At 68.6% G+C, this 20,292-nt stretch carries 16 protein-coding genes; 5 read left to right on the forward strand and 11 right to left on the reverse strand.

Going from position 1 to position 20,292, the window contains the following annotated elements; translation table 11 throughout:
• Positions 1-110 precede the first annotated feature (110 nt).
• Positions 111-1,034 (forward strand): alpha/beta fold hydrolase, encoded by a 924-nt coding sequence (locus E3T54_RS02565; protein ID WP_134474435.1) that lies wholly within the window; start codon positions 111-113, stop codon positions 1,032-1,034.
• Here E3T54_RS02565 and E3T54_RS02570 read toward each other — a convergent pair.
• The 3 genes from E3T54_RS02570 to E3T54_RS02580 form a co-directional block, all read right to left on the reverse strand.
• The gene (locus tag E3T54_RS02570) at positions 1,031-2,431 is read right to left on the reverse strand and encodes an FAD-binding oxidoreductase (protein ID WP_134474436.1); all 1,401 of its coding nucleotides are present in this window, start codon (positions 2,429-2,431) and stop codon (positions 1,031-1,033) included. The two genes, E3T54_RS02565 and E3T54_RS02570, sit on opposite strands and share 4 nt — an antisense overlap.
• 165 nt (positions 2,432-2,596) lie before the next feature.
• The gene (locus E3T54_RS02575) at positions 2,597-3,898 is read right to left on the reverse strand and encodes an alkaline phosphatase family protein (RefSeq protein ID WP_134474437.1); all 1,302 of its coding nucleotides are present in this window, start codon (positions 3,896-3,898) and stop codon (positions 2,597-2,599) included.
• Entirely contained in the window at positions 3,895-5,532 is a 1,638-nt protein-coding gene (locus tag E3T54_RS02580; RefSeq protein WP_134474438.1) for an alkaline phosphatase, read from the reverse strand. The genes E3T54_RS02575 and E3T54_RS02580 overlap by 4 nt, the downstream gene beginning before the upstream one ends.
• Before the next feature lie 165 nt (positions 5,533-5,697).
• Here E3T54_RS02580 and ppsA point away from each other — a divergent pair, with 165 nt between their 5' ends.
• On the forward strand, positions 5,698-8,073 hold the full coding sequence (gene ppsA, locus E3T54_RS02585) for a phosphoenolpyruvate synthase (protein ID WP_134474439.1): 2,376 nt from the start codon (positions 5,698-5,700) through the stop codon (positions 8,071-8,073).
• Here the strand turns inward: ppsA and E3T54_RS02590 are convergent.
• From E3T54_RS02590 to E3T54_RS02615, 6 genes are read right to left on the reverse strand one after another with little or no spacing between them, the layout of a single operon-like run.
• Entirely contained in the window at positions 7,971-8,765 is a 795-nt protein-coding gene (locus E3T54_RS02590) for a DUF998 domain-containing protein (RefSeq protein ID WP_134474440.1), read from the reverse strand. The two genes, ppsA and E3T54_RS02590, sit on opposite strands and share 103 nt — an antisense overlap.
• A 10-nt stretch (positions 8,766-8,775) precedes the next feature.
• Positions 8,776-9,804: a ketol-acid reductoisomerase gene (ilvC, locus tag E3T54_RS02595; RefSeq protein WP_092324242.1), complete on the reverse strand. Its 1,029-nt coding sequence runs from the start codon at positions 9,802-9,804 to the stop codon at positions 8,776-8,778.
• Positions 9,805-9,835: 31 nt separating this feature from the next.
• On the reverse strand, positions 9,836-10,345 hold the full coding sequence (gene ilvN / locus E3T54_RS02600; protein WP_134474441.1) for an acetolactate synthase small subunit: 510 nt from the start codon (positions 10,343-10,345) through the stop codon (positions 9,836-9,838).
• A 2-nt stretch (positions 10,346-10,347) separates the two neighbouring features.
• On the reverse strand, positions 10,348-12,177 hold the full coding sequence (locus E3T54_RS02605) for an acetolactate synthase large subunit (protein WP_134474442.1): 1,830 nt from the start codon (positions 12,175-12,177) through the stop codon (positions 10,348-10,350).
• Positions 12,178-12,222: 45 nt separating this feature from the next.
• A complete protein-coding gene (gene ilvD / locus E3T54_RS02610; protein ID WP_134474443.1) occupies positions 12,223-13,917 on the reverse strand; it encodes a dihydroxy-acid dehydratase in 1,695 nt (564 codons plus the stop codon).
• 56 nt (positions 13,918-13,973) lie between these two features.
• The gene (locus tag E3T54_RS02615; RefSeq protein WP_134474444.1) at positions 13,974-16,214 is read right to left on the reverse strand and encodes a bifunctional alpha,alpha-trehalose-phosphate synthase (UDP-forming)/trehalose-phosphatase; all 2,241 of its coding nucleotides are present in this window, start codon (positions 16,212-16,214) and stop codon (positions 13,974-13,976) included.
• 164 nt (positions 16,215-16,378) lie between these two features.
• On the opposite strand from E3T54_RS02615, the gene E3T54_RS02620 reads away from it, so the two are divergent.
• On the forward strand, positions 16,379-16,567 hold the full coding sequence (locus tag E3T54_RS02620; protein WP_134474445.1) for a hypothetical protein: 189 nt from the start codon (positions 16,379-16,381) through the stop codon (positions 16,565-16,567).
• A gap of 63 nt (positions 16,568-16,630) precedes the next feature.
• Here the strand turns inward: E3T54_RS02620 and E3T54_RS02625 are convergent, their stop codons facing one another.
• Together E3T54_RS02625 and E3T54_RS02630 are read right to left on the reverse strand one after the other, a co-directional pair.
• Positions 16,631-18,430, reverse strand: coding sequence for a glucose-6-phosphate dehydrogenase (locus E3T54_RS02625; protein WP_134474446.1), 1,800 nt, complete (start codon positions 18,428-18,430; stop codon positions 16,631-16,633).
• Positions 18,431-18,532: 102 nt separating this feature from the next.
• Complete coding sequence (locus tag E3T54_RS02630; RefSeq protein ID WP_092324255.1) at positions 18,533-18,796, reverse strand: GlsB/YeaQ/YmgE family stress response membrane protein; 264 nt, start codon at positions 18,794-18,796, stop codon at positions 18,533-18,535.
• Between the two features lie 154 nt (positions 18,797-18,950).
• On the opposite strand from E3T54_RS02630, the gene E3T54_RS02635 reads away from it, so the two are divergent.
• Both E3T54_RS02635 and E3T54_RS02640 read left to right on the forward strand, forming a co-directional pair.
• Positions 18,951-19,604, forward strand: a complete 654-nt coding sequence (locus tag E3T54_RS02635; protein ID WP_134474447.1) for a biotin transporter BioY — start codon at positions 18,951-18,953, stop codon at positions 19,602-19,604.
• Between the two features lie 7 nt (positions 19,605-19,611).
• Positions 19,612-20,292, forward strand: coding sequence for an energy-coupling factor ABC transporter ATP-binding protein (locus tag E3T54_RS02640; protein ID WP_092324258.1), 681 nt, complete (start codon positions 19,612-19,614; stop codon positions 20,290-20,292).

A 20,292-nucleotide genomic window follows, 5' to 3' on the forward strand; every position in this document is an offset into this window, starting at 1 on the left:
CCCTCAGTGGATTTCTTTAAGTGGACTTCGTTCAGTGGATTTCGCTCCGGGCATCCGCCCGCCTGTGCCCACCGTACTCCCGGCGGCCGACGCGGGGCTACGATCCCTGCATGGCGGATCAGACCACGAATCCCTTCGCCCTCCCCGGTGCCGAGGCGCCGCGGGCAGGTCTGCGTGACGTGAACGGATGCCGGCTCCACACGGAGGTGCGCGGCAGCGGCCCGACGATCCTGATCATCGGCGCGGCGAGTGATGACGCGGAGATGTTCCGCCCCATCGCCGAACGGCTGACCGGGTTCACCGTTGTCACCTATGACCCGCGCGGCACCCTGCGGAGCAGCCGCGACGGCTGGCCCTGCGACTCCACGCGGCATGCGGAGGACGCCGCGGAGCTGCTCCGCACCCTCGGACTCGGCGCCGAAACACGCGCGGACGTCTTCGGCTCCAGCGCCGGCGGCATCGTTGCCCTGCAGCTGGCCCTGCGACACCCCGAGCTGGTGCGACGCGTCACCGTGTTCGAGCCGGGCTACTTCCAGCTGACGGCATCCGGCCGCGCCCTGGCCTCCCGCGTAGGCGCGCAGGTGGACCGGCACCTCGCCGCGCATCCCGGCGACTGGGCCGGGGCGATGGCGCTGGTGTCCGGCGTCGCGCGGGTCGAACGGCCCGACGACAAGCAGCCCGGCGTCACGCAGCCCGGCGCCCGGCCGTCCGGGCTGCTCGCCGCCCCGGCGGGCCTGGAATGGTACGCGGCACGCGGCGAAGCGCTGGCCGAGAACCTGATCAGGGGCGACCTCCCGGTCACCAGCGAGTCCGTCGACCTGCGGGCCCTGGCGACATCGGCCGCCGACATCCGCTTCGCGCTCGGAAGCGCGTCGCATCCCGTGTTCGGCGAGATCGCCCGCGAACTGACCCGGGTGCGGCGGCGCCCGGGTTCGGCCGATCCCGAGGAACCCGACGTCATCGACGGCGTCGGCCACGTAGTCTGTTTCGCTCCGGAGCCGGTCGCCGAGTACATCCGGCGGCGATGCGCCTAGATCAGCGGGATGTTGTGGTTGAGCCGGAAGATGTTCTCCGGGTCGAACTCGCGTTTCAGGGCCGCGAGGCGCTGCAGTTTCTCCGGACCGTAGACCGAGAGCGCCTGGGCCACGGGATCCCGCCCGCGCTCCTCGCCGAGGAAGTTCACGTACTGCCCGCCCGTCGAGTACGGCTCCATGTCGGCGGCCATCCCACGCACGAAGGCGGTGTGCGGCGCGTCGTCCGCGGCATCCGGCCAGTAGCCGTAGACATTGAGCCAGAACCGCGCGGAGCGGTTAGGGAAGGGCGTGGCGTCTTCGGGGACGCGGCCGTAAGCCCCGCCCAGGTGGTGGATGTCGAAGCCCGTCCCCCGCCAGGTCTGTTCGGTTCCCCGACGCACGAGCGTCCCGATCACGTCGTCATCCAACCGGTCGAACGAGGTGTTCTTCCAGTACCCCCGGACGCCCTTCGGGAACATCTCGTCCGCGGCCGACTGCCACTCGACCCAGCGGGCCGGCGGGGCGACTGCCGTGTCGGGCGGGGCCGTCGCCCGCAGCCGGTCGACGATCCGCTCGCCCTCCTCTGCATCCGGTGATGCCCAGACGAACCCCAGCAACATGAGCGGGTCACCGCCGAGTTCCCAGGTCTCCGGCGGAACAAAGAACGAGACGATCGAAGTCATCTCATCGGGCAGGTCGCGCGTCCAGGTGTCGTAGACCCGGAGAGCGTCGGCCCAGCCGTCCCGGCGGTAGACGAGGTTGCCGGAGAACACCTTCGAGGGCAGCGGATGCGCGCGAAAGGTGAATGAGGACACCACGCCGAAATTGCCTCCGCCGCCCCGGAGTCCCCAGAACAGCTCCGGGTTCTCCCCGGCGCTCGCTCGCAGGACCTCGCCCGACGCCGTGACCAGCTCGGCCGAGAGGAGGTTATCGATCGTCAGGCCGTGGGCCCGGGTCAGCCAGCCGACTCCACCGCCCAGCGTCAGGCCGGCCACGCCGGTTCCCGAGACCACCCCGACCGGCACGGCGAGGTTGTGCGGCCCGGTCGCCCGGTCGATGTCACCGAGCGTCGCCCCGGCCTGGGCCCGCACGGTGCCTCGTTCCTCGTCGACCTGCACGGCCTTCAGCCCGCCCAGGTCGAGCACGATGCCGCCCTCGACGGTTCCGTTGCCGGCGACGTTGTGTCCGCCTCCCCGCACCGCGAGGGGCAACGCATGCGCCCTCGCGTACCGCACGGTCGGAGCAATGTCGGCCGGGGAGGCCGCCCGAACCACCGCCGCGGGCCGTCGATCGATCATCCCGTTCCAGACGCGCCTGGCCTCGTCGTACCCGGGGTCTTCGGCCAGCAGCACGCTTCCGGTGACCTGTCCCCGCAGGCCGTCGACAGCAGCCGAGGCCATGGTCTTCGGATCACCCATGTGTCTCACCTACAGATTTGCCGATACTGATGTGCCGATATCGATTTGCCGATACTTGCGTGTGTGTGCGGCTGGCCGCGCCGGCTGGTGAGCGCGGCCCGGATCATCCGCTTCGTCCATTATCGGCAGGGTGAAACACACTCGCAAGGACCACGTCCCGGACGGTCAGGCCCCGAAAGCGTCGATCCGCGCCGTCCCGTCGTAGCCGCCTTTCGGCGCGGGCAGCCCGAACAGCGCCCCCACCGTGGGCGCCACATCAATCGTGCGGGCGGGCTGGGAAGACGACCCTGCGAGAACCCGAGGGCTGCCCCCGGCGATGAAGAAGGGGATCGGTTCTGTGGCCGGATGCCCGTGGTTGCCCGGAATCGGGTTGGACGCGACCCAGGGATCGGAGAAGCGCCAGCCCGCCCGGCAGAACGCGACCAGGTCGCCCGCCTCCGGGCCGAGGCGCAGGTCGGCGGGGTTCGCAATCGACAGCACTCCCGGGTGCGCGGCCACGAGACCGCGAATCTCGGCCACCCCGGCATCCCGAGCACCAGCGGGCCCCGTCCAATACAGCAGGTCGGCCCCACCGTTCTGGGCGATGGCGACTCGATCGCGCAGGTCGGGGCGTCCGGCGAGGATCTGATCCACGGAGATGACGTTCGACGGGATGGACCAATCCATGGAATGGTCCGCGAGCACGATGAGCACGCTGCTCTCCCAGGTGCCCGCCGCGACGAGATGATCCACGAATCGCCCGACCTGGTTGTCCGTGTCGCGCAGCGCCGTGGTCCGGGCGGCCTGCAGGGTCGTGCCGGAGACATCCGAATGCCCCACTCGGTCGACATCGCCGAGGTTCGTGAACACGAAATCGGGGTCCACCCCGTCGACCATGGCGATCAGCGCGTCCATCGTGAAGTTGTCGGGCGCGTGCCCCGTCACCGGGAGAAGCGGGGAGGGCTCCCAGCGGTAGGTGGCGCGCTCGCCGAAGATACCGAAGAGGTAGCGTTTGCTGAGCACCGATCCCGTCGAGAAGCCCTCATCCCTGAGCCGGTCGAGCAACGTCGGAAAGCGAAGGTCGGCGGGCCGGTCCAAATCGCGCACGACGGACTCTGCGCGGTCGTAGATCGAGTTGGCCGGAACCCCGGAGCGAATCGGTCGGACCCCGGTCATCATCATCACGTGGTTGGGGATGGTCTCCATGACGGGCAGGGAACGGGCGGCGGGGAAGTCGGTCCCGGCGGTGCGCAGCGCCGCCAGGCGGGGGGTGAGGGCCGAGGTGATCTCATCGGGGCGGCAACCGTCGACGACCAGCACGTACACCCGCGTTCGCGACGCCGGCGCCGTCACGCGGGTCGGCAGCGCGGATGCCTGGCCGGCGGTCCCCGCGGCGATGGAGAGGATGACGGAGGCCCCGCCTGCCGCGGCCAGTCTGAGGAACCGGCGGCGATCGGAGTCCGGGAATCCGGACGGCGCGGCGTTCACAGGACGCGGCTCACGGCCTGGGTGCCGGCGGCAACCTGCCACGACGCGGACAGGGTGCTGGTCGCCGCCCTGCTCGTGCGGTCAGAAAGCACGTACCAGTCCATCCGCAGGGCGCCGGGCGTCACCTCCAGAACCGAGAATCCGTGCGAGTCGAAGTCCAGGTACTTGACGTGCGGGTTCGCGGCCTTGAAGGCTTCCTCGACGGCGACGGATGCCGTGCGCGGATGGGTCCCGAGGATGTCGTCCAGGTTGTCGCTGGTCACTGACGTGCAGACGAGTTCCGCGGCCACGGACGCGCCATTCGACGGGTAGGTCAGCGGGTCCGCCGGCACGTCGCAGGCCCAGCTGGAGTGGATGTCCCCGGTGAGGAAGACGGCATCCGTGATGGCGTTGTCGCGCAGGTGGCTGATCACCCGGCTGCGGTCCGCCGTGTAGCCGTCCCACTGGTCCACGTTGTACGGGACGCCGTCGATCGTGGTCGACCCGAGCAGCTGCGAAACGGCGCCGACTTCCTGCGCGCTCAGCGTTGACGGGAAGCGGACGGGGGCGATCATGACGGGGTTGCCGATGAGTTTCCATTGCGTCTCGGCCCCGGAGAAACCGTCCAGCAGCCAGTCCATCTGCGCCGCACCGGTCAGGGTGCGTGCCGGGTCGCCAATCGCGGGATCGACCATGTTCGACGCCTGCTGGCTGCGGTAACTGCGCAGGTCCAGCATGGAAATGCTGGCCAGAGCGCCGTAACTGAAGCGGCGGTAGAGGTGGCCGCCCGGCTCGTATCGCACCGGCATCCACTCGGCGTAGGCCTGCTGGGATGCCGCCTGGCGCGACGCCCAGGACCCCTCCACGCCTTCCGTGTGGTTCTCGGCTCCCCCGGACCAGGCGTCGTTGGCGGATTCGTGATCGTCCCAGGTTACGACGAACGGAACGGCCGCATGCAACGCCTGCAGCTCGAGGTCGGTCTTGTACTGCGCGTGACGGCGCCGGTAGTGGGACAGCGTGGTCATTTCGACCGCCGGGTCGTGCGGCCGGACCACGACATCCCGGGCCTGGTACTCGCCGGGGCCGTACTCGTAGAGGTAATCACCCAGGTGCAGCACCACGTCCAGGTCGCCCCGGTCCGCGAGGTGGCGGTACGCGCTGAAGTAGCCGGCCTGCCAGTTGGCGCAGGACACGACCCCCATCCGCAGGCGTTGCACGGCCGATCCGGCCGCGGGCGCCGTGCGTGTGCGACCGGTTGCCGACGTCACTCCGGCCACGATGAATCGGTACCAGTAGGTCGTGCCCGGTCGCAGCCCGCGGGCCGCCACCTTGACGGTGTGGTCCCGTGCGGCGCCCGTAGTGACGGAACCGCGCGCCGCGACCCGGTGGAAACCGGAGTCCTCTGCCACCTCCCACTTCACGGCCACGTCCGCGCCGACCCCCGATCCCGGCACGGCGTCCGCGGAGGGGGTCACCCGCGTCCAGAGCAGGATTCCGTCGGGCAGCGGGTCGCCGGAGGCTACGCCGTGCAGGAAACCGGGCACGACGGCAGCGGCCGCCTGGGCCGGCAGCGCGCGCTCTGTCGTCGCGGCGGCACCGGCAAAAGCCATGACGCCTGCGGAGCGGAGAAGATCTCGTCGATTGAAAGGACTCATGCCCCCAGTCTGGGGGGGCCTTTTCGCGCGCCCGTGCGTTCGAGGGGTCGTTCACCCGCTGTTCTCCCAGGATTCTTCCGCCGTCCACGCCCCCGCGCAGGGATTCTTTGGGTGTACCGTGCGACGAGAGACCCCTGTTTCTGAACGGATGAGCGGAGCAAACGGATGCAACGAGTTCTCTGGCTGGGCGACGCGTCGCTGGCCGATTTGGGCGCCCTGGGCGGCAAGAACGCATCGCTCGGGGAGATGATCTCGCATCTGTCCTCCCTCGGGGTCACCGTGCCGATGGGTTTCGCCACCACCTCGGACGCCTTCCGCGAGTTCCTGCTCGAGAACGGCGTCGACAAGCACGTCGACCGGGCGCTGCAGGGCCTCGACACGAACAACCTCGCGGCGCTGCAGACCGCCGGCGCCTCCATCCGCGCCGCGATCATCGCCGGCACGCTCCCGCCTCCCCTCGAGGCCGAGGTGCGGGAGGCCTACGGCCAGCTGGAGAGCTGCAACCCGGCGGGCCTGAGCGTGGCCATGCGCTCCAGCGCCACCGCGGAGGACCTGCCCGAGGCATCCTTCGCCGGCCAGCAAGAGACTCTGCTCAACGTGGAGGGAATCGAGGAGGTGCTGCGCCGCCTGCCCGAGGTCTTCGCGTCGCTGTTCACCGACCGGGCGATCGCCTACCGGGCACACCACAACGTGCCGACCCTCGGCATCGCGCTGTCGGTGGGGGTGCAGGTGATGGTTCGCTCCGACATCGGCGCATCCGGGGTGCTGTTCACGATCGACACCGAGTCCGGCTTCAAGGACCTCGTGTTGATCAACTCCGTCTACGGGCTCGGCGAAGCGATCGTGCAGGGTGCGGTCAACCCGGATGAATTCCGGGTCTACAAGAGCTCCCTGGCCGCGGACAAGTACGCGATCCTCAGCCACGAGCTCGGCACCAAGGAGCAACGGATGGTCTACGCCGACGGGGCACAGGCGACCACGCGCTTCGAGCCGGTGCCGGTCGTCGACCAGCGCCGGTTCAGCATCACCGACGACGACGTGCACGAGCTCGCCCGGATGGCCGTGACGATTGAAAACCACTACGGCCGGGCGATGGACATCGAGTGGGGCAAGAGCGGCATCGACGGCCGTCTCTACATCCTCCAGGCCCGGCCGGAGACCGTGGAGTCCCGGGCCGGCACGGCTGGGGTCCTCCGCCAGTACCGCCTCACCGGGACGGCCCCGGAGCTGCTCTCCGGCCGGGCCGTGGGCCGCAAGATCGGCAGCGGGATCGCCCGGATCCTCGCGTCCACGGCGGAGATGGGGCGGCTGCAGCCGGGTGATGTTCTCGTCACGGACATGACGGACCCGGACTGGGAACCGGTCATCAAGAAGGCCAGCGCCATTGTCACGAACCGTGGCGGCCGCACCTGCCACGCGGCGATCATCGCCCGCGAGCTTGGGATTCCGGCCATCGTGGGCACCGCCTCCGGCACGACGGCCCTGTATGACGGGCAGCCGGTCACCGTCACCTGCGCCGAGGGAGAGACCGGCCGCGTCCTCGACGGGCTGGTCGACTTCACCGTTGATGAGGTCAGCATCAACGAGCTCCCGCCCATCGGGCCCCGCCTGATGCTCAACGTCGGCTCCCCCGACCAGGCCTTCTCCCTCGCGTCGCTGCCCCACCACGGCGTCGGCCTGGCCCGGCTCGAGTTCATCATCAGCACCCGCATCGGCATCCACCCCGCCGCGCTGATCGCGGTCGAGTCGGGCGACACCGCCGGGCTGACGGATGAGGTCGTCGCGGAAATCCACCAGAGAACGGATGCCTACGGCGGCGCGACCGCCTTCTACGTGAAGCGCCTCGCCGAGGGCATCGCGACCATTGCAGCCGCCTTCGCCCCCGAGCCCGTCATCGTCAGGTTCTCCGATTTCAAGTCCAACGAATACGCCAATCTGCTCGGCGGCCCGGCGTTCGAACCCGACGAGGAGAACCCGATGATCGGCTACCGGGGTGCATCCCGGTACGTGTCCGACGCCTTCCGGGAGTGCTTCGACCTCGAGTGCCAGGCCGCCCTGTTCGTGCGGGACACGATGGGCCTGACCAACCTCAAACTCATGATCCCCTTCGTCCGGACGATCGCCGAAGCGGAGGGTGTGATCCGCATTCTCGCCGAGAACGGGCTGGAGCGCGGGCGCAACGGTTTGGAGGTCGTGATGATGTGCGAGGTCCCCTCGAACGCCATCCTGGCCGACGAGTTCCTCGAGCACTTCGACGGGTTCTCGATCGGCTCGAACGACCTCACCCAGCTGACCCTCGGACTCGACCGGGACTCCGCGCTGGTGGCCGAGGCATTCGACGAGCGCAACCCGGCGGTGCTGAAGCTCATCTCCCAGGCCATCGCCGCGGGTAAGCGCGCCGGCAAGTATGTGGGCATCTGCGGCCAGGGGCCGAGCGACTACCCGGACTTCGCCCGCTGGCTCGCGGCCGAGGGGATCGACTCCATGTCGCTGTCGCCCGACACGCTCGTCTCGACCTGGCTGGCGTTGGCCGAACCCTGATCCGCGCCGGCCGGGCCCGGATCCGTCATCGTGCGGCGGATGGCCGCACAGACGACGAAGGCCCAGCCGAGGATCCCGGCCAGGCAGACCCGTTCTGCGACCCCGAGCAGGGTCGGTTCGAACCGGTCGGACAGGCCGACGCCGAGCAGCCCGGCCGCCGCGACGGCGACGAGAGCCAGGGCGGCCGGGTAGACGCGACGGAGCTCGCGTGTGGCCCGGAGCCAGCCGGTCAGGAGCGCGAAGGCTGCGAGTGCGGCGAAGAAGCCGAGCGACGCCACGATGAGGTGCAGGGTGCCGGCAAGGGTGGAGGCCCGCAGGCCGAACTCCCCCGCCGGATTGATGTCCGTGGGAAGGAACGCCAGCGCCGCCGAGCACGCGCCGGCGACGATCAGCAGCACCAGCCCGGCTCCCCGGAGCCTCGTCGGGGGGCCGACCAGGCCGATGGCCGCGGCCGCGCAGAGCGTCAACCCGGCCCGGCCGAGGAAGTTGAGGTTCATGATCCAGCCGAAGGGACCGACCGCGAGGTTGCTCTCGGCATCACTGACCACGCTGTAGTGCGGCGGCAGGAATTGCAGCACGACGTCCACGAGCACGTACACGACGACGCCGACCATCGCCGCAGTGGCGAAACGCCGCGCCGCATACGGCGGCAGGGCCGGTCGAAACCGACCGGCCCTGCCGCGAACAATCACCTGGCGATACTTAGCGCGCGGCTTCGCCGTCGACGTAGTCGTCGTCGGCGGAGGCGTTCCAGGCGAACAGCTTGCGCAGCTCGCGGCCGGTGGCCTCGATCGGGTGCTCTTCGCCCTTCTTGCGCAGCGCCAGGAACTCCGGCGCGCCGGCGTCCTGGTCGGCGATGAAACGGGCGGCGAAGGCGCCGTTCTGGATGTCGGCCAGAACGGCCTTCATGTTCTCCTTGACGTGCGGGTCGATCACGCGCGGGCCGGAGACGTAGTCACCGTACTCGGCCGTGTCAGAGACGCTCCACCGCTGCTTGGCGATGCCGCCCTCCCACATCAGGTCGACGATGAGCTTGAGCTCGTGCAGCACCTCGAAGTAGGCGACCTGCGGCTGGTAGCCGGCCTCGGTCAGAACCTCGAAGCCGTACTGGATCAGCTGCGACGCGCCGCCGCAGAGCACGGCCTGCTCGCCGAACAGGTCGGTTTCGGTCTCTTCGGTGAACGTGGTCTTGATGCCCGCGGCACGCAGCCCGCCGATGGCCTTGGCGTAGCTGAGGGTGAGCGGCCAGGCGCTGCCTGAGGCATCCTTCTCGACGGCGACGATGACGGGAACGCCGCGGCCGGCCTCGTACTCGCGGCGCACGGTGTGGCCGGGACCCTTCGGAGCGACCATGACGACATCCACACCCTCGGGGGCGGTGATGTAGCCGAAGCGGATGTTGAAGCCGTGGCCGAAGACGAGGGTCTTGCCCTGGGCGAGGTTCGGTTCCACGTCGTCGGCAAAGAGGTGGCGCTGCACCTGGTCGGGCGCGAGGATCACGATCACGTCGGCCCAGGCGGATGCCTCGGCGGCGCTCAGCACGGTGAAGCCGGCTTCCTCGGCCTTGGCCCTGGACTTCGAGCCTTCCTTGAGGCCGACGACGACCTCGACACCCGAGTCGCGCAGGTTCTGCGCGTGGGCGTGCCCCTGCGAGCCGTAGCCGATGACGGCCACCTTCTTGCCCTGGATGATCGACAGGTCGGCGTCTTTGTCGTAATAGATCTCAGCCAATGGGTTTCTCCTTGTTGGTTGTGGAAAAGGGTTAGTTCTTGAAAACGCGGTCGGTGATCGATTTGGGGCCGCGCCCGATGGCGAGCAGGCCCGACTGGGCGATCTCCTTGATTCCGTAAGGTTCGAGAACGCGCAGGAAGGCCTGGGTCTTGCCGGAGTCCCCGGTGACCTCGATCACGAGCGCATCCGTCGAGACGTCGACGACGCGGGCGCGGAAGAGCGTGACGGCCTCGAGCACCTGGGACCGGGTGGCGCTGTCGGCGCGAACCTTGATCAGGAGGTGTTCGCGCTGCACCGATTGCGACGGTTCGAGTTCGACGATCTTGATGACGTTGATCAGCTTGTTCAGCTGCTTCGTCACCTGCTCGAGCGGCACGTCTTCGACGTCGACGAGGATCGTGATCCGGGACAGGCCCTCGATTTCGCTGTGGCCGACGGCCAGGCTCTCGATGTTGAAACCGCGCCGGGCGAACAGGCCGGCGACGCGGGTCAGCAGGCCCGGCTTGTTTTCAACGAGGAGGCTGAGAACGTGGGTGCTCATGGTTACTCCTCTTCCCAGGTCGGTGCGTGGTCTTTGGCGTACTGGACGTAACTGTTGCTGACGCCCTGCGGCACCATCGGCCAGACCATCGCGTCGCGGCTGACGATGAAGTCGATCACGACGGGCCGGTCATTGGTCGCCAGCGCGAGCTTGATCGCGTCGTCGACCTGGTCGGCGCTCGTGACCCGGATGGCGAGGGCACCGTAGGCTTCGGCCAGCTTCACGAAGTCGGGCACCATCGCGGTGCCGTGGCCCGTGTTCAGGTCAGTGAAGGAGTGCCGTCCGTCGTAGAACAGCGACTGCCACTGGCGCACCATGCCGAGGGACGAGTTGTTGATGATCGCCACCTTGATCGGGATGTTGTTGATCGTGCAGGTGGCGAGCTCCTGGTTGGTCATCTGGAAGCATCCGTCGCCGTCGATGGCCCAGACCACGCGGTCGGGCTCGGCGACCTTGGCGCCCATCGCGGCGGGAACCGAGTAGCCCATGGTGCCGGCGCCGCCGGAGTTCAGCCAGGAGTTGGGGCGCTCGTACTTGATGTACTGGGCCGCCCACATCTGGTGCTGGCCGACGCCGGCCGCGTAGGTGCCTTCCGGCCCGGTCAGCTCGCCGATCCGCTTGATCACGTACTGGGGGGCGAGGAGGCCGTCGGAGGGCTCGGAGAAGCCCAGCGGGTACTCCTCGCGGAGGCCGTTCAGGTACGACCACCAGACGCTGATGTCCGGCGTGGTCTCGGCCGCGGCCGCAGCATACGCCACCGTGAGGTCGGCGATGACGTCCTTGGCGTCGCCGACGATCGGCACGTCGGCCGCGCGGATCTTCGAGATCTCCGCTGGGTCGACATCCACGTGCACGATCTTCGCGTTCGGGGCGAACTCGGACACCTTGCCGGTGACGCGGTCGTCGAACCGGGCGCCGAGCGCCACGATCAGGTCGCTTTCCTGCAGCGCGAGGACGGCCGGCACCGTGCCGTGCATGCCGGGCATCCCGACGTGCTGCTCGTGCGAGTCGGGGAAGGCACCGCGCGCCATCAGCGTGGTGACCACGGGGGCCCCGGTCAGTTCGGCCAGTTTCAGCAGCTCGGCCGACGCGTGGGCGCGGATGACGCCGCCGCCGACGTAGAGCACGGGCTTCTTCGCTTCGACGAAGAGTTGCGCCGCGGCCTGCACCTGCTTGCCGTGCGCCTTGGTGATCGGCCGGTAGCCGGGCAGGTCGAGCTTGGGCGGCCAGATGAACGGTGCCAGGTTCTGTTGCGCGTCCTTGGTGATGTCCACGAGCACCGGGCCGGGCCGGCCGGTGGATGCGATGTGGTACGCCGCGGCGATGGCCGCCGGGATGTCTTCCGCACGGCGGACGAGGAAGGAGTGCTTCGTGATCGGCATCGTGATCCCCACGATGTCGGCTTCCTGGAACGCGTCGGTGCCCATCGAGGTCGAGAACACCTGGCCGGTGATGCAGAGGATGGGCACGGAGTCCATGTAGGCGTCCGCGATCGCCGTGACCAGGTTGGTCGCCCCCGGTCCGGAGGTGGCGATGGCCACGCCGACGCGGCCGGTCGCCGCCGCGTAACCCTCGGCCGCGTGGCCGGCGCCCTGCTCGTGGCGCACGAGGATGTGGCGGATGACGTCCTGCGTCATCAGCTCGTCGTAGAGCGGGATGACGGCGCCGCCGGGGATGCCGAAGACATCGGTGACCCCGAGGAGCTCGAGGGTGCGGATGATCGCCCCGGACCCCGTGAGGACCTCCGGCGCTGAACCGTGCGCACCTGACGTGTCGGGGGCCGTGGAGGCGCGCGGTGCGGGCGATGGCACGGGCGAAGGTTCCGTGGTCATGGAAGGTTGAATCCCTACTTCAGATACGTACGGTGAGCAGAAGGCCTAGCCGGTAATCGCGCCGAGAGCCGCGGATTGCACGAGCTTCGTGTACTTAGCCAGGACGCCACGGGTGTAGCGCGGAGGAAGCGGAGCCCAGCCGATGCGGCGGGTGGCCAGCTCATCAGGGTCGACCAGTAGGTCAAGCGTGCGAGCTGCGATATCGACCCGTATGAGATCACCATCGCGCACGAAGGCGATGGGACCTGCGTCCACCGCTTCGGGTGCTATGTGGCCGATACACAGTCCGGTTGTGCCGCCTGAGAATCGACCGTCAGTCAATAGTAGTACATCGGCACCGAGCCCGGCGCCCTTGATGGCGGCGGTGATCGAGAGCATCTCGCGCATGCCGGGACCGCCCTTCGGGCCCTCATAGCGGATGATCACGACGTCGCCCTTTTCGATGCGACCCTCGGTCAGGGCGTCCATCGCGCCGCGCTCTCGCTCGAACACCCGCGCCGGACCTTCGAAGATGTCGGAGTCGAAACCGGCGGTCTTCACGACCGCGCCCTCGGGGGCCATCGTGCCCGTGAGCACGGTGATGCCGCCGCTGGCGTGGATCGGGTTGTCGAGGGTGCGCAGAACCTCGCCGTCGAGGGCGGGCGGGTCGATCTCGGCCAGGTTCTCGGCGACGGTCTTGCCGGTGACGGTGAGGGCGTCGCCGTGGATCAATCCGGCCTCGAGGAGCGCGCGCATGACCGCCGGCACCCCGCCGTGACGGTCGACGTCGTTCATGACGTACTTGCCGAAGGGCTTGAGGTCGCCAATGTGCGGAACCTTGTCGCCAATGCGGTTGAAGTCGTCGAGGGTGAGCTCGACCTCGGCCTCGCTGGCAATGGCCAGCAGGTGCAGCACGACGTTGGTGGATCCCCCGAACGCCATGGCGACGGCGATCGCGTTCTCGAAGGCCTTTTTGGTCAGGATGTCCCGGGCCGTGATCCCGAGGCGCAGCAGGTTGACGACGGCCTCGCCGGAGCGGTGCGCGTAGTAGTCACGGCGGCGGTCGGCCGACGCCGGCGACGCGGAGCCGGGGAGGCTCATCCCGAGGGCCTCGGCGACGCTCGCCATCGTGTTGGCCGTGTACATGCCGCCACAGGCCCCCTCGCCGGGGGCGAAGGCACATTCGATCCGCTTCGCGTCCTCGACGCTCATCCGTCCGGCCTTCACCGCGCCGACGGCCTCGAAGGAGTCGATGATGGTGATGTCTTTTTCGGTTCCGTCCGAGAGCTTGACCCAGCCGGGGGCGATCGACCCGGCGTAGAGGAAGACGGAGGCCAGGTCCAGGCGCGCGGCGGCCATCAGCATCCCGGGCAGCGACTTGTCGCAGCCGGCCAGTAGCACCGAGCCGTCGAGGCGCTCGGCCTGCATGACGACCTCGACGGAGTCGGCGATGACCTCGCGGGAGACGAGCGAGAAGTGCATGCCCTCATGGCCCATCGAGATGCCGTCGGAGACGGAAATCGTGCCGAACTGGAGCGGGTAGCCGCCGCCGGAGTGCACGCCTTCCTTCGACGCCTGGGCCAGGCGGTCGAGGGACAGGTTGCACGGCGTGATCTCGTTCCACGAGCTGGCAATACCGATCTGGGGCTTGTCCCAGTCGGCGTCCCCCATCCCCACGGCGCGCAGCATGCCGCGCGACGTGGTGGCTTCGATCCCGTCGGTGACGGCACGGCTGCGTGGTTTCAGATCGTTCTCAGTCATGCTCCGATTCTAGAACGTCGGAACAAGGGTCACTGTTCGTGTGACAACTCGTGTGATCAGGTGGCCGAATCGGAGGCGCCCGCCCGGAAATCGGCGAGAAGCCGAAGCACCTCGGTGACCTCGCCCGGGCCGCGAACGCGGTAGCCGGCCAGCGACACCCCTGGCCCGATCTTGAGGCCGATGTCGCCCTCGCGAAGCACCGCGAACGCGTCCTCATCGGTCACGTCGTCGCCCGCGTAGAGCACCCGGTCGGCGCCCGTGTGATCCCGAAGGCGTGCCAGGGCGTCTCCCTTGGAACTCGCGCGGACGGAGAACTCGAGCACGTTCTTGCCCTCCCGGATGGTGAGTCCCGGCAGAAGCTGCTCTGTTTGCTCGCGCGCCTGGCGCTGGGCGGCCAGGCCGTCCTGCGGCGTCGCGAGCCGGGTGTGCAGCGCCAGGCCGGCCGGTTTGCGCTCGATCCAGGTGCCGGAGGTCGTCCCGGCGATCCGGTCGAGCACTCCGGCGAGCGCGTCGAGCTGCTCGAGTTCGGCGGCGACCAGGTCCAGCTCGATCTCCGGGGTGTCCAGTTGCACCTCGATGCCGTGCGACCCCGTCAGCAGCACGTCACTTTGGGGCTGCGCGACGTGCTGCAGGCTCACCAGGGCGCGGCCGGAAACGAACGCGACGCGAACGCCGGGAAGGTCGAGCAGGCGCTGCACGGCCTCCCGGGTGCCTGCCACCGCGCGCGCCTCTTCCGGCCGGTCGACGTGCGGGGCCAGAGTGCCGTCGAAGTCGAGGGCCACCAGAAGCGTCGGGGCGCCGCTGATCTCACGCAGGGCTTCGGCGAGCTTGTCGGGTACTCCGGCGCGCACAACGGCTCCTTCGGTCAGGGTTCGGAGGAAGGATGCCGACCAGGCGGCGACATCGTTGTCAAAGACTTTGCGGCGCAGCGCGCGCATCCGGCGTGTGCGCTCGTTCTGGGGCATGGCGATGGCGCGGAGGATGGCGGCCTTCACACCGTCGATGTCATGGGGGTTGATCAGGATCGCCTGTTTGAGTTCGTCGGCGGCTCCGGCGAATTCGCTCAGCACAAGCACCCCGTCGCCGTCGAAACGCACGGCCACGTACTCCTTGGCGACGAGGTTCATCCCGTCCCGCAGGGCGGTCACGAGCATGACGTCGGCGGCCAGGTAGAGGGCGACCATCTCTTCCCGCGGGTACCCGTGGTGGTGGTAGCTGATGGCCGTGTGGCTGATGGTGGAGTAATCGCCGTTCAGGCGCCCGACGGCCAGCTCGATCTCGTCGCGCAGGGCCATGTACGTGCCGACCCGTTCCCGGGAGGGGCTCGCGACCTGCACCAGCGTGACATCCTCAACGCTCAGGCTGCCGTCTTCGAGCAGTTCCCCGAAGGCCTTGATGCGGTGCCCGATGCCTTTGGTGTAATCGAGCCGGTCGACGCCGAGCATGATCGTCCCGGGGTTGCCGAGGTCGGCACGGATCTGCCGGGCGCGCTCCTGGATGTCCGGGCGCCTGGCCAGCGCCTCGTAGCTGGCCGCGTCGATCGAAATCGGGAAGTGCTTCGCGATCACGCGGCGCGAACCTGCGGCGTCGGGAACGTCGATGGCCACCCCGCGCGTCGGGTATCCGAACAGTCGTCGCACGGCGAGCGAGAAGTTGCCGGCGTCCGCGACCCTTTGGAAGCCGATCAGGTCGGCGCCGAGAAGGCCGTCGAGGATCTGTTTGCGCCACGGCAGCTGCGCGTAGATTCCGTAAGGCGGGAACGGGATGTGATTGAAGAAGCCGATCAGCAAGTCGGGGCGCGCCTCGCGAAGCATCCGCGGCACGAGCTGGAGCTGATAGTCGTGCACCCAGACCGTGGCGCCCCGCGCCGCGGCCGAGGCCGCCCGTTCGGCGAATCGCCGATTCACCGCTACGTAGGAGTCCCACCATTCCCGGTGGTAGCTCGGCGGGGCGATCACGTCGTGGTACAGCGGCCAGAGCGTGTCGTTGGAGAAGCCCTCGTAAAACTGCTCCAGCTCGAGGGCGCTCAGCCGAACCGGGATGATCGAGATCCCGTTTTTCTCGAAGGGGTCGAAACTCCGATCGGCGACCCCGGGCCAGCCGACCCAGGCGCCATCCGACGCCTGCATCAGGGGCTCCAGGGCGGTCACTAGTCCTCCCGGCGAGGTGCGCCAGGCGTCGGACCCGTCGGGATTCACCTCGTGGTCCACCGGCAGGCGGTTCGACACGACGACCAGGGGGTAGGTGCCCTGGGGCTCGGCGGACTGTCGGGGTTCGGCGGGAGTTGAAATGGGAATGTCCGTTCCGCTGCGCGCTTGGTTGTCGAAGTGTGCTGCAAAATCTGGAGTTTACCAGCCGGGCACATTCCGGGCCGGGAAGAGCGCTGCCTACCGGGAGGCCGCCGGGCCGGCCATCCACGCCGCGCCCGAGTAGCCTAGGACCCAGACGAAACGGAGGCCCCATGCGCAAGTACATTTTCAACGGTCCCATGCTCGGCGTCATCCTCGGCGGGTGGAGCACCCTCCAGGCCACCAGGAACCGCCCGCGCGATTGGCGACTCGCGCTGATGTGGCTGGGCTGGGCGCTCAGCGCCGTCGCCGCCATCGACGCCGTCGTCGAAGACGCCAAGGCTCGCAAGATCGAGTCCTGAGCGGGCCGAACTCCCGGCGTGTCCGGCATGGGGAACCGGGGCTCGTCAGCGAGAATTGAACCACTACAGTCGTACCACTCGAAAGGGGTCCCGATGTTTGGTCGCCGACGTCGCGTCGCACCCGTCATTCAGGTGCCCGCGCCTGAACTCAGTGACGAGCAGATCTTCGACCTGCTGCATAGCAAGCTCGCCGAACTCATCGGCGAACAAGGCCAGTGGACCCTCGTTTCCCGCAGCGTCGACGACAGCGACGTCATCTTCCACGGACTCAAGGCGACGCAGATCGCCACGACCCTGACCGGCATCCTGAGCAGCCAGAAGGCCGAGCTTCGCGGCGAACGCACCGCCGAGCCGACCGCCCTGTCGTGGACACCCGCCCCGATCTCCGTCTGGGCCGAACCCGCACGCGCGGCTGCGGTTCCCGTGCTGCTCCCGACCCGAGCGGTTCGAAGCAGCGAGCCGGCCCGCCTCGTCGCGTAACCGCGACCAGCCCAGGCCGCTCCAGCCCGACGGACCGGTTGTGCCCGCCGCGTATTCTTCGAGCGCCGGCTTTCCCGCGCGCCAGGCCGCGAGCACGGGCGCCACGATTCGCCAGCATTGTTCCGCGACGTCGCCGCGCACGGAGAGCGCCGGATCGGAATCGAGCACACCTTCGAGCACCTCCCCATAGGCCAGCAGCTGGCCCGGACCGAAGACCGCGCCGAGGCTGACCCGTTCGAGCACGTGCGGGTCTCCCGGGCCGTTGAGATTGAGTTCCAGTGACAGCTCGTCGGGCCCGAGGAAGATGCGCAGGACCGTCGGCTCTTCGTGTCCGATCAGTCCCACCGGCAGGTGCGGAACGGGCTTGAAGGTGACGACGATCTCGCGGCGCCGCGCGGAGAGGGCCTTGCCCGACCGGAGCGTGAAGGGCACTCCGGCCCACCGCCAGTTGTTGATCTCGAAGGTGACCTCGGCGAGCGTCTCGGTGTCGTTGGCGGGGTCGACGCCCGGCTCATCGACGTAGGCCGGCACGGGTCGCGCGGCGACGACGCCCGCGCCGTAGCGGGCTCGGCGGCTCGACCGACGCGGGCTTCCGCCGCGCACCCGTGTGGCGCGCAGCACGATCCCCTTTGCGTCTCGCAGGTCTGCGGCCTCCAGCGTCGACGGCGGCTCCATGGCCAGCACGGCGAGCACCTGCAGGAGGTGGCTCTGGATCATGTCCACCAAAGCCCCGGCCCGGTCGTAGTATCCCGCTCGTCCCTCGAGTCCGAGCTGCTCGTCATAGACGATGTCGACACGCTCGATGTGGTCGTTGTTCCACAGCGGTTCGAAGATGCGGTTCGCGAACCGGAAGCCGAGCAGGTTGAACACCGTCGACCGGCCCAGAAAATGGTCGATGCGGTGGATACACTCTTCCGGAACGAGCCTGGCAAGGCTCGCGTTGAGCCGCACCGCACTGTCCTCGTCGAAACCGAACGGCTTCTCCAGGGCGAGCTGGGTGCCGCCGGGAAGTTCCAGCTCAGCAAGCGCATCGCAGACCAGCCCGGTCACGGCCTGCGGCAGCGCGAAGTAGACGGCCGGCGCCCCCTCGCACAGGGCGAGCAGCCCCTGCATCTCCTCGGGCCGGGTCACATCGGCCCGTCGGTACACCGTCGTGGCCACGAGGTGGTCGACGCAGGCGCCGGACGCCTCGGCGGTGGCGAAGGACTTCACGACGATCGCCCGCCACTCGGCGGGCGTGAGGTCGTCGCTGCCCGCACCGACCAGGCGCAACCGACGTACGTGCTGCTCGGTCAGGAGCTGCCCCAGCGCCGGCAAAAGGAGCCGGGAAGTGAGGTCTCCGCTTGCGCCGAGGACGAGGAGAGTCGCGATGGGCTGCGTCATACGCCCACCGTAGCTGTCCGGATGGCGCCGGGCATCAGGCACAGGAAAAGGGAGCCCCGCCGAAGCGGAGCCCCCTTCCCTGTGGAGCGTTGGAGTGCGGGATCAGGCCTTCCGGCTGCGGGTGAAAAGCCCGTAGATGAGCAGCACGACGATGGAACCGAGAATCGCGATGATCCAGGTCCGCCAGTCGAAGAACTCGCCCATTTCGACACCGAAGAGCAGGCTGGCAAGCCAGCCGCCGAGGAGCGCCCCAACCACGCCGAGGACCAGGGTGATGACCCAGCCGCCGCCCTGTGTGCCGGGCAGGAGTGCCTTCGCTATGGCGCCTGCGATTAGGCCGAGGAGGAGAAAGCCGAGAAAACTCATAATCGATACCCTTCTGTCGGCACCCACATTCTGGATGCGGCGGTGCGGCCGGCTGTGAATTTGCTGTCCGTGGAGGGCAGCTTATAGACTTTCCGCGATTTTGTTGTAGGTTCCCTTTTCCCCGGCGTGTCGCACGAATTCTAAATTGGGGAATATGACAAATCGGACACTCGCCGCACGCGACCTCGCACACATCGCCATCTTCGCCGCCCTGATCGCAGCCCTCGGTCTTCCCGGTGCGCTGTCTATCGGTGCCGTCGCGGTTCCGATCACCTTCCAGACCCTCGGCGTCATGCTCGCCGGTGCCATCCTCGGTGCGCGCAAGGGCTTCTTCGCGGTGGCATTGTTCCTCGCCCTGGCCGCGGCGGGCCTTCCCCTGCTGTCCGGCGGTCGCGGCGGGCTGCTCTGGTTCACCATCTCCCCCTCGACCGGCTACCTGTACGGCTGGCTGCTCGCCGCGGTCGTGATCGGCTACCTCACTGCGCGCCTGCTGCCGAGGTATCCGTTCTGGCCCGCCGTCGGAGCGACCGCGCTCGGCGGCATCGTCGCCGTCTATCTCATCGGCGTTCCGGTGACCGCGATCAACCTGGGCCTGCCCCTCTGGGTCGCGTTGTTCGACAGCGCGAAGTTCCTGCCCGGCGACCTGCTGAAGGTCGTCGTGACCGTACTCGTTGCCCGCCAGGTGCACCGGGCCTACCCCGGACTCATCGCCCCGCTCGGCCGGCGGTCCGCGTCCAGCGCGGCGCCGGTCGCGGTCAACGCTGAGCCCGCCAACGCGAAGCCGGCCAACGCAGAGAACGCGGGCTAGGGGTTCGATGAGCGCAATCACCTTCGACCGGGTCTCACACTCGTTCGGCGAGAGGCAGGTGCTGCGGGGCATCGACCTGAGCCTCACCGAGCACCGCATCGGGATCGTCGGCGCCAACGGCTCCGGCAAGTCCACGCTGGTGCGCATGATCAACGGCCTCGTCGCACCGAGCAGCGGCACCGTGACAGTGGACGGGCTCGACGTGGCGAAGAAGGCTCGCGACGTGCGCCGCCTGGTCGGTTTCATCTTCACTAATCCCGACAACCAGATCGTCATGCCGACCGTGCAGGAGGACATCGCCTTCACGCTTCGGCGCCGCGGCCTGAGCGCCGCGGAGATCGCCGAGCGCACCACGGCCGCGTTGCACCGCTTCGGGCTCGCGGAACACGCAGACCATCCCGCTCACCTGCTCTCCGGTGGACAGAAGCAGCTCCTCGCCCTGGCCGCCGTGCTCGTCGCGGAACCGCAGGTGCTCGTCGCGGATGAGCCGACGACCCTGCTCGACGCCCGCAATGCCCGCCGCATCGGCGAGCTGCTGCACTCGATGAGCCAGCAGGTCATCGTGGTCACCCATCAGTTCGCGCTGATCGAGGGCTTCGACCGGGTGATCGTCATCGAGCACGGCGAAGTGGTCGCCGACGGAGTGCCCGAGGACTCCCTCGACTCGTACCGCGCGCTGCTGGCATGA

The organism is Cryobacterium sp. Sr8 (assembly GCF_004403225.1).
Classification (GTDB): domain Bacteria; phylum Actinomycetota; class Actinomycetes; order Actinomycetales; family Microbacteriaceae; genus Cryobacterium; species Cryobacterium psychrotolerans.